Annotated in this window: 11 protein-coding genes; 8 read left to right on the plus strand and 3 right to left on the minus strand. The window is 73.7% G+C overall.

The window, feature by feature from the left end; translation table 11 throughout:
• Positions 1-17: 17 nt before the first annotated feature.
• The 5 genes from AL2_RS06685 to AL2_RS39045 all read left to right on the plus strand — a co-directional run bounded on the left by AL2_RS06685 (position 18) and on the right by AL2_RS39045 (position 6,354).
• Positions 18-1,172: a sensor histidine kinase gene (locus AL2_RS06685; RefSeq protein WP_067630922.1), complete on the plus strand. Its 1,155-nt coding sequence runs from the start codon at positions 18-20 to the stop codon at positions 1,170-1,172.
• The gene (locus AL2_RS06690; RefSeq protein WP_067630926.1) at positions 1,169-1,828 is read left to right on the plus strand and encodes a response regulator; all 660 of its coding nucleotides are present in this window, start codon (positions 1,169-1,171) and stop codon (positions 1,826-1,828) included. Before AL2_RS06685 ends, AL2_RS06690 begins: the two co-directional genes overlap by 4 nt.
• 439 nt (positions 1,829-2,267) lie before the next feature.
• A complete protein-coding gene (locus AL2_RS37275; RefSeq protein WP_157438045.1) occupies positions 2,268-2,375 on the plus strand; it encodes a keywimysin-related RiPP in 108 nt (35 codons plus the stop codon).
• A 19-nt stretch (positions 2,376-2,394) separates the two neighbouring features.
• Entirely contained in the window at positions 2,395-5,457 is a 3,063-nt protein-coding gene (locus AL2_RS39705; protein WP_083946126.1) for an asparagine synthase-related protein, read from the plus strand.
• A gap of 60 nt (positions 5,458-5,517) precedes the next feature.
• The gene (locus tag AL2_RS39045) at positions 5,518-6,354 is read left to right on the plus strand and encodes a GNAT family N-acetyltransferase (RefSeq protein WP_067630928.1); all 837 of its coding nucleotides are present in this window, start codon (positions 5,518-5,520) and stop codon (positions 6,352-6,354) included.
• 95 nt (positions 6,355-6,449) lie between these two features.
• Here AL2_RS39045 and uvrB read toward each other — a convergent pair whose 3' ends face one another.
• Positions 6,450-8,567 (minus strand): excinuclease ABC subunit UvrB, encoded by a 2,118-nt coding sequence (uvrB, locus tag AL2_RS06705; protein WP_067630929.1) that lies wholly within the window; start codon positions 8,565-8,567, stop codon positions 6,450-6,452.
• A 102-nt stretch (positions 8,568-8,669) separates the two neighbouring features.
• A complete protein-coding gene (locus AL2_RS06710) occupies positions 8,670-9,833 on the minus strand; it encodes a sensor histidine kinase (protein WP_067630934.1) in 1,164 nt (387 codons plus the stop codon).
• 133 nt (positions 9,834-9,966) lie between these two features.
• Here AL2_RS06710 and AL2_RS06715 point away from each other — a divergent pair, with 133 nt between their 5' ends.
• Genes AL2_RS06715 through AL2_RS06725 form a run of 3 tightly spaced genes read left to right on the plus strand, consistent with a single transcriptional unit; the run spans position 9,967 to position 12,572 of the window.
• On the plus strand, positions 9,967-10,980 hold the full coding sequence (locus AL2_RS06715; RefSeq protein WP_067630936.1) for a hypothetical protein: 1,014 nt from the start codon (positions 9,967-9,969) through the stop codon (positions 10,978-10,980).
• Complete coding sequence (locus tag AL2_RS06720) at positions 10,977-11,657, plus strand: hypothetical protein (RefSeq protein WP_067630937.1); 681 nt, start codon at positions 10,977-10,979, stop codon at positions 11,655-11,657. Before AL2_RS06715 ends, AL2_RS06720 begins: the two co-directional genes overlap by 4 nt.
• 30 nt (positions 11,658-11,687) lie before the next feature.
• On the plus strand, positions 11,688-12,572 hold the full coding sequence (locus AL2_RS06725; RefSeq protein ID WP_067630940.1) for an inositol monophosphatase family protein: 885 nt from the start codon (positions 11,688-11,690) through the stop codon (positions 12,570-12,572).
• Positions 12,573-12,577: 5 nt separating this feature from the next.
• Here the strand turns inward: AL2_RS06725 and AL2_RS06730 are convergent, their stop codons facing one another.
• The gene (locus AL2_RS06730) at positions 12,578-13,801 is read right to left on the minus strand and encodes an ArsB/NhaD family transporter (RefSeq protein ID WP_376741318.1); all 1,224 of its coding nucleotides are present in this window, start codon (positions 13,799-13,801) and stop codon (positions 12,578-12,580) included.
• Between the last annotated feature and the right edge of the window lie 13 nt (positions 13,802-13,814).

Here is a 13,814-nt window from a genome sequence, read left to right on the forward strand (position 1 = left end):
CCCCATAACCTACCGAGATGGGCTTTATGAAGGGATGGCGGCCGCTCGCTCAGGACAGCCTGCTCGCCGTGGTGGTGGGCGTCCTACCGGTGGTCTTCGTGTTCTTCGCGCCGGACTCGGGCGTGATCGACCTCACGCTCGCCGTCGCCGGCTCGCTCGCGCTCGTCGCCTGGCGGCGGGCGCCCCTGGCGGCGCTGCTCGGCAGCACGGGCTGCATGCTCGCGGTCTCCGTGCACGTCCAGCCGGGCCCGTCGGCCGTCTTCCCCGTCCTGGTGGCCGTGTTCGCCGCCGTCGCGGCAGGCCGTCGGGCCGCCCCCGCCCTCGCCGCCACGGCCTTCCTGGGCGCCGACCTCGCGGTCGCCCTGCCCGGCGATGACGGGCCGGTGCACGACCTCGAGAACACCTCGCTGCTGCTCGGCTGGTTCGTCGCGGCCGGCGTGGCGGCGACGGTGACCCGGCACCGGCAGGCGTACCTGGAGGAGGCCGAGCGGCGGGCCGCCGAGGCCGAGCGCACCCGCGAGGAGGCGGCCCGGCGCCGCGCGGGCGAGGAGCGGCTGCGCATCGCCCGCGAACTGCACGACTCGCTCACGCACAGCATCTCGATCATCAAGGTGCAGGCCGGGGTGGCCGTCCACGTGGCGCGGCGGCGCGGCGAGGAGGTGCCTCCCGCGCTGCTGGCCGTCCAGGAGGCCAGCAGCGACGCCATGCGCGAGCTGCGCGCCACCCTGGAGGTGCTGCGCGACCCCGGCGGCTCCGGCGACGAGCCCCCCGGATCGGACGGGACCAGCGGCCTCGACCGGCTCGGCGACCTCGTCGAACGGGCCCGCTCGACCGGGCTGCCCGCCACGGTGACGATCTGCGGCACCCGGCGCGACCTGCCGGCCGAGGTCGACCGGGCCGCGTACCGGATCGTCCAGGAGGCGCTCACCAACGTCTCCAGGCACGCCGGCAGGGCGGCCGCCGCGGTGCGCATCGACTACACCGGCGGCGGGCTGGTCGTGCGGATCGACGACGACGGCGGGGCCGCCCCGGAGGCGCCGCCCGTCCCCGGCACGGGCCTGCTCGGCATGCGCGAGCGCGTCGCGGCGCTCGGCGGCCGGCTGCGGGCCGGGCCCCGCCCCGAGGGCGGCTTCACCGTGTGCGCCGAGCTGCCGCTGGGGGAACCGGCGTGATCCGCGTGCTGCTCGTCGACGACCAGGCGCTCATCCGCGGCGGCTTCCGGGCGCTGCTGGAGATCGAGGACGACGTCGAGGTGGTGGCCGAGGCCGCGAACGGCGAGCGGGGCGTCGCGCTCGCCGTCGAGCACCGGCCCGACGTCGCCCTCATCGACATCCAGATGCCGGTGATGGACGGCATCGAGGCGACCCGGCTGATCGCCGCCGACGAGCGGCTGACCGGCGTCCATGTCGTGATCCTCACCAACTACGGCCTCGACGAGTACGTCTTCAACGCGCTGCGCGCCGGCGCCTGCGGCTTCATGGTCAAGGACACCGAGCCCGCCGATCTCGTGCAGGGCGTCCGGGTCGCGGCCCGCGGCGACGCGCTGCTGTCCCCCGCGATCACCCGCCGCCTGATCGGCGAGTACGTCGCCCGCCGCCCCGAGCCCGCGCCCGGCGCGCTCGGCGTCCTGACCAACCGCGAGCGCGAGGTCGTCGCACTGGTGGCCCGCGGCCTGTCCAACGATGAGATCGCCGCCCACATCGTGATCAGCCCGAACACCGCGAAGACCCACGTCAGCCGCGCGATGACCAAGCTGCGCGCCAGGGACCGCGCCCAGCTCGTCGTCTTCGCCTACGAATCCGGCCTCGTCACCCCCCGCACCGGCTGACCGGGCGGGCGCGGCCGTCGCGGCGGCGCCGCCGGCGCCATTGTGCGAACTGCGGCAGAGCGGGCCCCGCCGTCGCCGCACACGGCGGCGGGGCTTCGAGAATTGGCCCCCTTTTTGTCATGCGGAATTGAGTCCACGTGATGCCATGGCACTGGCGGCCGGTCGAGCTTCTGATGTACCGGAACGCCATCGAAGAATATCCGCCCGGCTAGCTGGCGGAGGTTATCGGACGGACAGATGGACGCGCGCATCGCTTGACTTATTCGAGTTTGGCCCGATTTGCTACTCGCAGCCGTCCGGACGGCGTTTACGCAGGTGAAAGAATTGTCGAAGTGGCACGGCCCACATTCCCGGTGCCATACTCCGCTCGTTCCGCCTTTCGTGAAGGCGGAATTGGGAGCTCCCTCGAGAAAATCCACGGCATGGAACAGGAGAGAAGATGAAGCCGTACGAAACGCCCGTCCTGGTGGCGGCCGGCTCGTTCCGCAAGGTGACCGGCCTGCTCCTCAAGCACGGCAACGACCGTCTGATCCTCAGCAAGAACTGACGACGGGCGCCCAACGCACATGCCTGATCTGAACGGCATGCCGGGTCACGGCGAGGCGTTCTTCGTGGTCCTGCCGGACCACGAGGCCGCCCTCGCCGGCGCCGGACTCGACGAGCGGCAGCTGGCGGCGCGGCTGCTGTGGCCGCTCCCGCATCCGCTCCCGCACACGCCGATGTGGCGGGGCCTGCACGCCGTGGAGCCGGGCGCGCACCTGGTCGTGGAACCGGACGGCCGCACCCGCGTGCGCCGCTGGTGGACGCCGCCCGAGGCGGAACGGTCGCTGGCCGCCGGCGCGGCGGACCTCGCGGCCGTGCTCGCCGCGGCGGTCGGCGCGCGGACGGCGGGCGGCGGCACGGTGAGCTGCGACCTGTCCGGCGGCCTCGACTCCACTTCGGTCTGCTTCCTGGCCGCCCGCGGCGAGGCCGCGGTCGTCGCGAGCACCTGGCCCGGCCGGGACCCGGCCGACGAGGACCTCGTGTGGGCGCGCCGCGCCGCCGCCCGCATGCCCGGCGTCGAGCACGCGGTGTGGCCCGCCGAGGAGTCGCCGCTCGTGTACGCGGGGCTCCTGGAGATCGACGATCCGCTGGACGAGCCGTCCATCGGCATGATGGACCGGGCGCGGGTCCTCAGCCACGTCCCCCGGCTCGCGGCGAAGGGCAGCCGGCTGCACCTGACCGGCATCGGCGGCGACAACGTCGCCTGGTGCTCCGAGGCCCACTACCACGGGCTGCTGCGCCGCCGGCCGCTGCTCGCGCTGCCGCGGCTGCGCGGCTTCCGGGCGCTGTTCGACTGGGACCTCGGCCCGATGGCGGCGGCACTGGCCGACGGGCGCCCGTACCGCCGCTGGCTCGCGGACGCGGCCGGCGGCCTCCGCCGCCCCCCGCCGCCGCCCGCCACCGGGGCGCTCGGCTGGGACGGCGCGCCCCGGATGTTCGGCTGGGTCACCCCGGACGCCGTGCACGCGGCGGCGGAGGTGCTGCGGGAGGCCGCCCGCACGGCCGAGCCGCTGGCGCCCGACCGGGGACGGCACGCCGACCTGCAGGGCATCCGGTCGTGCACCCGCATCATCCGGCAGTGGGAGCAGATGAGCGCCCGCGCCGGGCTGCCGATGGCCTCGCCGTTCCTCGACGACCGGGTGGTCGAGGCATGCCTCTCCGTCCGCCCCGAGGAGCGGGTCACCCCGTGGCGGTACAAGCCGCTGCTGGTCGCGGCGATGCGCGGCACGCGTGGGTGGAGGCGGAGGGCCGGCCCGTCGAGGAGGACGTCCCGGACGGCTACCTCGTCCCGCTCATCACCGTCCCGCCGGCCGAGGAGCACCGTGCACGGTGAAGGCGGCGCGGGCGGCCTGCGCGGCGTCCTCGCCCTGGCCGCCGGGCACCGCGGGCCGATCGCCGCGACCGTGGCCCTCACCCTCGCCGCGTCGGCGCTGGGGCTCGCCCAGCCGCTCGTCGCCCGCGACGTGATCGGGGCCGCGGGGGCGGGCCGGACGCCGTGGGCCGCGGTGGCGGCGCTGGTCGCGCTGTTCACCGTCCAGGCGCTGCTGCAGGCGCTGGTCCGGTTCCAGCTCGCGCGCACCGGCGAGGGCATCGTGCTCGGCATCCGGCTGAACCTGATCGACCATCTGCTGCGGCTCCGCATGCCCGCCTACGACCGGCACCGGGTCGGCGACCTGATCTCCCGGGCGGACGCGGACACCCTCGCGCTCCGGCAGGTCGTCGCCGGCGGGCTCACCGACGCGGTCACCGGCGGCATCGGCCTGGCCGCCACGGTGGCGCTGATGATCTGGCTGGACTGGGCGCTGTTCGCGTGCGTCGCCGCCGTCATCGCGGTCGCGGGCACGCTCCTCGGGTTCGCGCTGCGCGGCATGCGGGCCGCGTCGCTGCGCGGGCGGCGGGCGACCGGGGCGATGGCCGCCGACCTGGAGCGGGCGCTCGGCGCGATCCGGACGGTGAAGGCCGGCCGGGCCGAGGACCGGGAGAGCGAGCGGATCGGGGGCCGGGCCTCGGCCGCGTACGCCGCGAACGTGCGGATGGCCGGGTTCGACGCGCTCGTCGCGCCGGCCACCGAGCTGGCGGTGACGGGTTCGTTCCTGCTGGTGCTGCTGACCGGCGGGGCGCGCGTCGCCGCCGGGGACGGGTCCGTCGCCGACCTCGTCGCCTTCCTGCTGTACATGCTGTACCTGACGGGGCCGCTGGGCGCGCTGTTCGAGTCGCTCAGCGTCGTCCAGCAGGGCACCGGCGCCGCCCACCGGATCGCGGAGGCCCTCGCCCTGCCCCGGGAGGCCGGTGACGCCCCCGGCGCGGACCTCCGCGCGGCGGACGCGTCCGGTGGCCACGCCCCGGCGCTGGAGTTCCGCGACGTGTGGTTCGGCTACCGCCCCGCGCGTCCGGTACTGCGCGGCGTGTCGTTCGAGGTGCCGCGGCGCGGCCACGTCGCGCTGATCGGCCGCTCCGGCGCGGGCAAGTCGACGATCTTCGCGCTGGCGGAGCGCTTCTACGACCCCGAGCGCGGCGAGGTGCTGGTCGGCGGGCTCCCGGCCGGGGCGCTGAGCCGGTCCGCGCACCGCGCGCGGATCGGGCTGGTCGAGCAGGACTGCCCGATCCTGGACGGCACCCTCCGCGACAACCTCCTCTACGCGGCCCCGGACGCCGGGGACGACGAGATCCACCGCGTGCTCGGCATGACCGATCTGGCGGATCTCGTCGCCCGGCTCCCGCGGGGCCTGGACACCCGGGTCGGCGAGCACGGCCGGGAGCTGTCGGGCGGCGAGCGGCAGCGGATGGCGATCGCCCGCGCGCTCATCACCCGTCCGGACCTGCTGCTGCTGGACGAGCCGACGTCCCACCTGGACCTGGAGAGCGAGCTGGCGCTGCGCCGCACCCTCGACGAGGCCGCCGGCCGGTGCGCGCTGCTGGTGATCGCGCACCGGTTCACCACGGTCCGCGCCGCCGCGCGCGTCCTCGTCCTCGACGGGGGCCGGGTCGCCGCCTCCGGCACCCACGACGAGCTCATGCGGGCCAGCCCCTACTACCGCGCCCTCGCCACCGGCTGGCCCGCCGACCACGCCGCCGCCCCCCGATGACCGCGCGACCCCGCCGGAAAAGGGGATGCGGACGGGGCGGCGGTGCGGGGATGCTCGGGTATGGGCTGGACACTCACCAATGACCTTGACGGCTTCCTCGCGCACGCGGGCGGGTTCCTGCGGGGCGACCCCGTCGCGAACACCGTGCCGCTGACCGTGACCGAGGCCATGCGCGTCCAGGGCTCCGGGCTCTACGGCGACGCGCTCCTCGGGTGGTGGACGGCGGACGGCCGGGTCGCGGGCGCGTGCCTGTGGACGGGCGCGCATCCGCCGATGCTGACCGCGATGCCGGAGACGGCGGCGGCGGAACTGGCGGAGACGCTGGCCGGACGGGACGCGACGGTGCCCGGGATCAACGGGTCGCCGGAGGCCGCCGAGGCGTTCGCGGACGCGTGGACCAGAAGGACCCGGGCGGCGAGCGGCGTCGCGATGCGGCAGCGGCTCTACCGGCTCGACGGCCTGGACGTCCCCGATCCGCAGCCCGAGGGTGCCGCGCGGGTGGCGGGCGGCGGCGACCGCGAGCTGGCGCTGGAGTGGTTCACCGCGTTCCACGCGGATGCCGGGGAGCCCCGGCGCGCGAACCCGGAACTGGTCGACGGCAGGCTCGCGGCGGGCGGGCTCATGCTCTGGGAGACCGGCGGCGGGCCCGTGGCGATGGCGGGACGGACGGCGGTCGTCGCCGGCATGGCCCGGGTCGCGCCCGTGTACACCCCGGCCCGGCACCGGCGCCGCGGCTACGGGGCCGCGGTCACCGCCGCCGTCACCCAGGGCGCGCTGGACGCGGGCGCCGAGCACGTCGTGCTCTTCACCGACCTCGCGAACCCGACCAGCAACGGCATCTACCAGCGCCTCGGGTACCGTCCCGTGCAGGACCGCGTCGTGCTGTCGTTCACCTGAGACCTGTCCTTCACCTGAGACCTGTCCTCCCTGGGAGCCGTCCTCTGCCTGAGACGGCGAACAGCGCGGGCCGCCGGGCCCGGTCGTGCTCCCCCCTACGTGACGCCGGCCTCCTTCATGTCGCGGAGCTCGCGCTTGAGTTCCTTGATCTCGTCGCGGAGGCGGGCGGCGAGCTCGAACTGCAGGTCGGTGGCGGCCTGGTGCATCTGGTCGGTCATCTGCTCGATCAGGCTCTCCAGCTCCTCGCGGGGCCGGTCGCCGACGAGGTCGGCGGCGTGCCGTCCGGCCTCCCTGGTCCTGGAGGCGAGACCGGGGACGGGGGCCTTGCCGCGGGACTGCTGGCGTCCGCCGCCGCCGATCAGGGTCTCGGTGTCGGCGTCCTCGCGGACGAGGGAGTCGAGGATGTCGGCGATCCGCTTGCGCAGCGCCGTCGGCTCGATGCCGTGCTCGGTGTTGTAGGCCTGCTGCTTGGCACGGCGCCGGTTGGTCTCGTCGATCGCCCGCTCCATCGACGGGGTGACCGTGTCGGCGTACATGTGGACCTGGCCGGACACGTTGCGGGCCGCGCGGCCGATCGTCTGGATGAGGGACGTCTCGGAGCGCAGGAAGCCCTCCTTGTCGGCGTCCAGGATCGCGACGAGGGACACCTCGGGCAGGTCGAGGCCCTCGCGGAGCAGGTTGATGCCGACGAGGACGTCGAACTCGCCGGCCCGCAACTCGCGGAGCAGCTCGATGCGGCGCAGCGTGTCGACCTCGCTGTGCAGGTAGCGGACCTGGATGCCGAGTTCGAGGAGGTAGTCGGTGAGGTCCTCGGACATCTTCTTGGTGAGGGTGGTGACGAGGACGCGCTCGTCGCGTTCGGTGCGCTCGCGGATCTCGTGGATGAGGTCGTCGATCTGCCCCTTGGTGGGCTTGACGACGATCTCGGGGTCGATGAGGCCGGTCGGGCGGATGACCTGCTCGACGACGTCGCCCTTGACGCGGTTCATCTCGTAGCTGCCGGGCGTCGCCGACAGGTAGACGGTCTGGCCGATGCGGTCGAGGAACTCCTCCCACTTCAGCGGCCGGTTGTCCATCGCGGACGGCAGCCGGAACCCGTGCTCGACCAGCATCCGCTTGCGGGACGCGTCGCCCTCGTACATCGCGCCGATCTGCGGGACGGTCTGGTGCGACTCGTCGACGACCAGGAGGAAGTCCTCCGGGAAGTAGTCGAGGAGGGTGTTGGGGGCGGTGCCGGGGCCGCGGCCGTCGATGTGCCGGGAGTAGTTCTCGATGCCGGAGCAGGTGCCGACCTGGCGCATCATCTCGATGTCGTAGGCGGTGCGCATGCGCAGCCGCTGCGCCTCCAGCATCTTGCCCTGCCGCTCCATCACGGCGAGGGTCTCCTCCAGCTCGGCCTCGATGGCGCGGATGGCCCGCTCCATGCGCTCGGGCCCGGCGACGTAGTGGGAGGCGGGGAAGACGTACAGCTCCTCGTCCTCGGTGATCAGCTCGCCGGTCAGCGGATGCAGGGTGGCGAGCTTCTCGATCTCGTCGCCGAACATCTCGATGCGGACGGCCAGCTCCTCGTACTGCGGGATGATCTCGATGGTGTCGCCGCGGACCCGGAACGTGCCGCGGGTGAACGCGAGGTCGTTGCGGGTGTACTGCATGCCGACGAGCTGGCGGAGCAGGTCGTCGCGGTCGATCTCCTGGCCGACGTGCAGCCGGACCATCCGGTCGACGTACTCCTGCGGGGTGCCGAGGCCGTAGATGCAGGACACGGACGCGACGACGACGGTGTCGCGGCGGGTGAGCAGCGAGTTGGTCGCCGAGTGCCGGAGCCGGTCGACCTCGTCGTTGATCGAGGAGTCCTTCTCGATGTAGGTGTCGGTCTGCGGGATGTACGCCTCGGGCTGGTAGTAGTCGTAGTACGACACGAAGTACTCGACGGCGTTGTGCGGCATCATCTCGCGCAGCTCGTTGGCGAACTGCGCGGCGAGGGTCTTGTTCGGCTGCATGACCAGGACCGGCCGCTGCAGCTTCTCCACCAGCCACGCGATCGTGGCGGTCTTGCCGGTGCCGGTGGCGCCGAGCAGCACCGCGTCGCGGTCGCCGCCCTCGATGCGGGCGGTCAGCTCGGCGATCGCCTGCGGCTGGTCGCCGGACGGCGTCATCTCGGTGACGACCTCGAACGGCGCGACGCGGCGCCGCAGGTCGGTGACTGGGCGCATCGGCACTCCCCTGGTCCTGCTGATTACTGGTCCTGCTGAGCCCTGCTCCGGCGAACTCCTGCTCTGACAACTGTATGCAGGGGGTCCGACATTCCGCGCCGGTCAGGACGCGGGCAGCGGCAACCGGGCCCGGACGGCGTAGCCGCCCTCGCGGGGACCGGCCTCGAAGCTGCCGCCGAGGGCGTGGACGCGCTCGCGCAGCCCGACCAGGCCGTTCCCGCCGCTCGGCAGCCGGTGCTCGGGCCGGGCGGTCGGCGGGGCGTTGACGATCTCCACCTCGATCGCCTCGGGCAGCAGGCCGAGCGCGACCCGGGTGTCGGCGGCCCCGGCGTGCTTGTGGACGTTGGTGAGGGCCTCCTGGACGAGGCGGTAGACCGTCCGTCCCACGGCGTAGGGCATCGGGCGCTCCTCGCCGCGGACCGACAGGTCGACGCGCAGGCCGGCGGCGCCGGACTGGCCGACGAGCTCGCGGACGTGGGCGAGCGTCACCGCCTCCTGGGGAAGGGCCTGCTCGCCCTGCCGCAGCACCCCGACGACGTGCCGCAGCTCCTCCAGCGCCTGCCGTCCCATGTCCCCGATGACGGTGGCGGTCTCGGCGGCCCGGACGGGGTCGCGGCTGGCGATCGCCTTGAGCGCGCCCGCGTGCACGACCATGACGCTGATCCGGTTGGCGACCACGTCGTGCATCTCCCGGGCGATGCGGGTACGTTCCTCGCCCCGCGCGCGCTCCGCGAGCAGGTGCTGTTCGCGCTCGAGCCTCGCCGCGCGCTCCTGGAGCGATGCGAGGAGCTGCTTGCGCGCGCCCATGTAGAGGCCGAGCAGCACGGGGACGGCGATGAACGCGATGCCGAAGATGGCCTGCGCGGCGAAGTTCTCGGTCGCCGCCGTCGGGGACGGGAACGCCAGCCCGGCGATGTAGGTCGTCGCGGCGATCGTCAGCACCGTACGGCGGGACGGGGCGTAGGCGGCGAGCGAGTACAGGATGACCAGCGCGGCGAAGACGCCCGCGCCGGTGACCGTCCCGAACACGAGCGAGAACAGGGCGAGGCCCACGGGATGGACGCGCCGCACGATCAGCGTCAGGCCGAGGACGACGCTGCACGCCGACACGACGGACGGCGGCAGCCAGAACCGCTGGTCGGCGAACCACAGGAACACGGAGTCGCCGGCCGCCAGCGACACGGCGAGGAAGGCGTCGAGCGCGCGGGAGCGCCGGGTCGGCCATGCCCCCGCCCACGCCCCAGCCCACCGGCCCCGCACGCGCATGCGACGAGTCTAGGGCGAGCGGGGCCGCACCCGGTCGCGCAAGGGACCGAACCCCTTACCCGCAGGGCTTTTCCGCATTCGTTGCACTGTGGTTACGATGACGGCGCCGACTAGGACGGGGTGCCAGCCGAACATGACCCGCTTCACGAACTGGCTCGGGAAGAACGCCGACGCGGTGATCGCGCTGGTGCTGGCGGTCGTCGTCGCCGTGCTGGGCCTCGGCGTGAACCTGCCGAACGAGGACGAGATCACCAACAGCGGCATCCTCGCGGTGATCGGCCTGCTGGCGACGTCGGTGCTGCGGGACCGGGGCCGGCGCATCCCGGTCGAGGCGGAGGTCCGCGACACGCTGCGGTCGTCGTCGGGCACGCTCGACGAGCTGAGCGCGAAGCTGACCCGCATCGAGGGGTTCGAGAGCGTCCTGTCCGACACCAAGCGCGCGCTGGACGAGACCACGGTCGTCCGCGTCATCAGCGGCGCGCAGGTCGCGCAGGTCCTCGCGGAGGCCCGCCGCGACACCGACCGGTGGTTCTTCAAGGGCGGGACGGGCACCTACATCCGCGCGCGGACGCTGCCCGAGTGCGTGGCGGCGGCGCGCAGGGAGCGGCGCACGCTGCTGTTCCGGCTGGAGATCCTCGACCCCACCAGCGTGGAGGTGTGCGAGGCGTACGCGCGGCACCGCCGCTCGGTGTCGGACGGCCCGGACGCGACGGGCGAGCCGTGGACGCTGGAACGCACCCGCAAGGAGGCGTACGCGACGATCCTGGCGGCGTGCTGGCACAAGCAGCGGTTCGCCATGCTGGACATCGACATCGGCCTGGCGCGGACCATGACGACGCTGCGCTACGACCTCGCCGCGTCCCGCCTGGTGGTGACCCGCGACGATCCGCGCGGCGAGGCACTGGTCGTGGACAGCGCGAAGTTCTACTACAGCTGGGTGAGCGCGGAACTGCAGACCAGCCTGGACCAGGCGCGCCGCGTCCCGGTCGAGCAGGCGAGGCTGGCGCCGCTGGACGAGGAGCCGACGGTCGAGGAGGTGCGCAAGCTCTTCGATGTGATCGGCATCGACCTCGCGCCCGGCTACACCGACCGGGACGTCATCGAGATCATCCGCAAGGCGCTGCGAGCGAAGGACCCGTACGGGTGAGGTACCAGGAGATCCGGGAGGAGATCCGCGCCGGGACCGCGGCGCGGACGCTGCCGGCATGGGCGGGGCGGGTCCTCGGCGAGGTCCTGGAGGGCCTCGCCTCCGGCGCGCCGCCGATCCCGGCGGTGCGCCATCCGCTGGGGTTCCTGTGCCTGCCGGTGGAGCGCAGCGGTGATCTCGGCGTGTGCCTGCACATCTGGACGCCGGAGGTGCCGCCGGCCCCGTCCACCACGTCGCCCGTGCACTGCCACAGCTGGGACCTGCTCAGCTTCGTCCTCTACGGGACGGTCCGGAACGTGCGGGTGGACGTGGAAGAGGCCGCCGGAAGGGCACCGCAGCAGGTCTTCGAGGTCGTCAGCCATGGCGACGTGGACGAGTTGAGGGCGACCGGGCGGGCCGTCCGCTGCGCCCCCGGCCGTTCCGCGGCGCACGGGACCGGCGAGTCGTACACCCTGCCCGCGGGCGTGTTCCACAGCACCCTCATCGAAAGCGGCCAGGACGCGGCCACGGTCGCGCTGGGCCGCCAGACGCGGGGCGGCGGCGACCTGTCGCTCGGCCCTCTGGACACGCCCACGCACCGCCTGCACCGCTCCCTTTCCGATCAGGCCGACACCGAGCGCGCCCTGCGGCGTTCCGCGCGCAAGATCACCGCCGCCCACTGCTCGGCGCGCCGGTAGGCCGCCGCCCGATCCCACTGGAGAGGCCCGATGAGACCCACGACCCCGTCAGCGGCCCTTCCGGTCGATCTCTCCGAGGCCCGCGCCGTGGCGGTGGACGCCGCCGAGGCGGCGGGCGCCCTGCTGAGCGCCCGCATCGGCGAACCGCTGGAGATACGGCCGAAGGGCGCCGGCGGGGACGTGGTGACGGAGCTGGACACGGCCGCCGAGGAGCTGATCGTCGGGCGGCTGCGGGCCGCGTATCCGGGGCACCGCATCATCGCGGAGGAGTCCGGTGTCCTGGAAGGGGCGCCCGGCGAGGAGATGGTGTGGCTCGTCGACCCGCTCGACGGCACCAACAACGTGGCGATCGGCATGCCCGTGTACGCGGTGGGGCTGGCGTTGTGCGCGCGCGCCGAGCCGGTCATAGGCGTCGTCCACGACCCGGTGTCGGGCCGTACATGGTCGGCGGTCCACGGCTACGGGGCCCGGGGCCCGGACGGGGCGCTGCTGAGGCTGCCCGGCCGCCCGCGATCGGGCAGGGAGCGGAACCCGCTCCTGGCCTGGACGCAAGGGCATCAGGTCGGGCCGGACGATCTCGTCGCGTTCGCCTTGCGCACGTCCCTGGAGAAGCAGTGCGCGCGCATGCTGCAGCTGTGGGCGCCGCTGGTCGCCTGGACGATGCTGGCGCGCGGCGACATCGACGGCATCGTCGGCTACCTGCCGGAGATCGTCGATCTGCCCGCCGGCGCGCTGATCGCGGCGGAGGCGGGTGCCGAGCTGCGCCGCCTGGACGGCGCCCCCTACGAGCTCGGCATCGACCGCCCGCCGTCCGAGCTGGGTTTCGTGGCCGCCCGCCCCGAACTCCTGAACCGCCTCCTGGAGACCACGACGCGGATAGCCCGCCCCGGCGGCCGCTTCCACGTCGCCTTCTGAGGCGGCTACCGGGTCAGCAGGAGCGCCCCCACGGAGGCCCCGCAGCCCGCGATCGCGAGGACGGTCCCCGTCACGACGAACTTGCGGATCGGTACGCGCACGTCCCACCGCCGGCACCACTCGAACCACAGCAGCGTGGCGAGCGAGCCCCACGGGGTGATGACCGGCCCCACGTTCGTCCCGATGAGCAGGGAGAGAAGCTGGTCCTTGTTCGACGCCGGTACGGCCGACTCCCCCGCCACGTACGCGGGAAGGTTGTTGAGGACGTTCGACAGGCCCGCACCGGAGAACGCCGCCCGGAACGCCCCCGCGGCGTCCCCGTCGTGGCCGACGAAGGCGCGCATGACGTCGTCCAGGCCGAACCGTTCGAGTGTGGGGACGACCAGGAACAGCCCGGTGACGAACACCAGGAGCTGCCAGGGGATGAGCACCGGACGCAGCACCGACCGGTCGCGGACGGCGAAGGCGGCGGCGGCCACGGCGGCGGCGGCGGTCGCGGCGATGCCCAGCTGGACGCCGGTGTGCACGCCGGCGAGGATCGCGCCGATGAACATCAGGCACGCGATCCCGGTGGCGGAGAACAGCACCCTGTCTCGGACTGGCGCGGGACCGGGCGGGTCGTAGGCGTCCTCACCGCGCATGCCGCGCCGCCAGTAGAACGCCCACAGCAGGGCCATGGTGACGGCCAGCACCGCCACCTGCGGCAGCCACATGCGGGCCGCGAACGCACGCGTCTGCAGGGCCACCCGGTCGGCGGCGAGCAGGTTGGTCAGGTTGGACACCGGCAGGAGGAGGCTCGCGGTGTTGGCCAGCCACACCGTCGTCATGGCCAGCGGCAGGGTCGCGATCCGCGCGCGCGCCGCCAGCGCCAGCATGACCGGGGTCAGCAGCACGGCGGTCGTGTCGAGATTGAGGAAGATCGTGGTGAGCGACGCGAACGCCACGCACAGGAGGAAGAGCGCGGCGTAGTTCCCCCGCCCGGCCCGCGCCATCCGCTGCGCGATCGCGTCGAAGACCCCGGCCTCCTTGGTCAGCTCCGCCAGGATGATGACGCTGAACAGGAACAGCAGCAGCGGTGCGATCCGTCCGATACTGGCCCGCGCCGTGCCGGCGGGCAGCAGGCCGGTGGCGACGAACACCAGCCCCGCCGCGAGGACCCCGAGCCGGATCCAGTCCAGTACACCGAGGGAGCCGACGGCGCGGCGCAGGGTCTCCATCGGGGGCGGCACGGCCGCCATAATC

The sequence above is a fragment of the Actinomadura latina NBRC 106108 genome (assembly GCF_001552195.1).
Lineage (GTDB): Bacteria > Actinomycetota > Actinomycetes > Streptosporangiales > Streptosporangiaceae > Spirillospora > Spirillospora latina.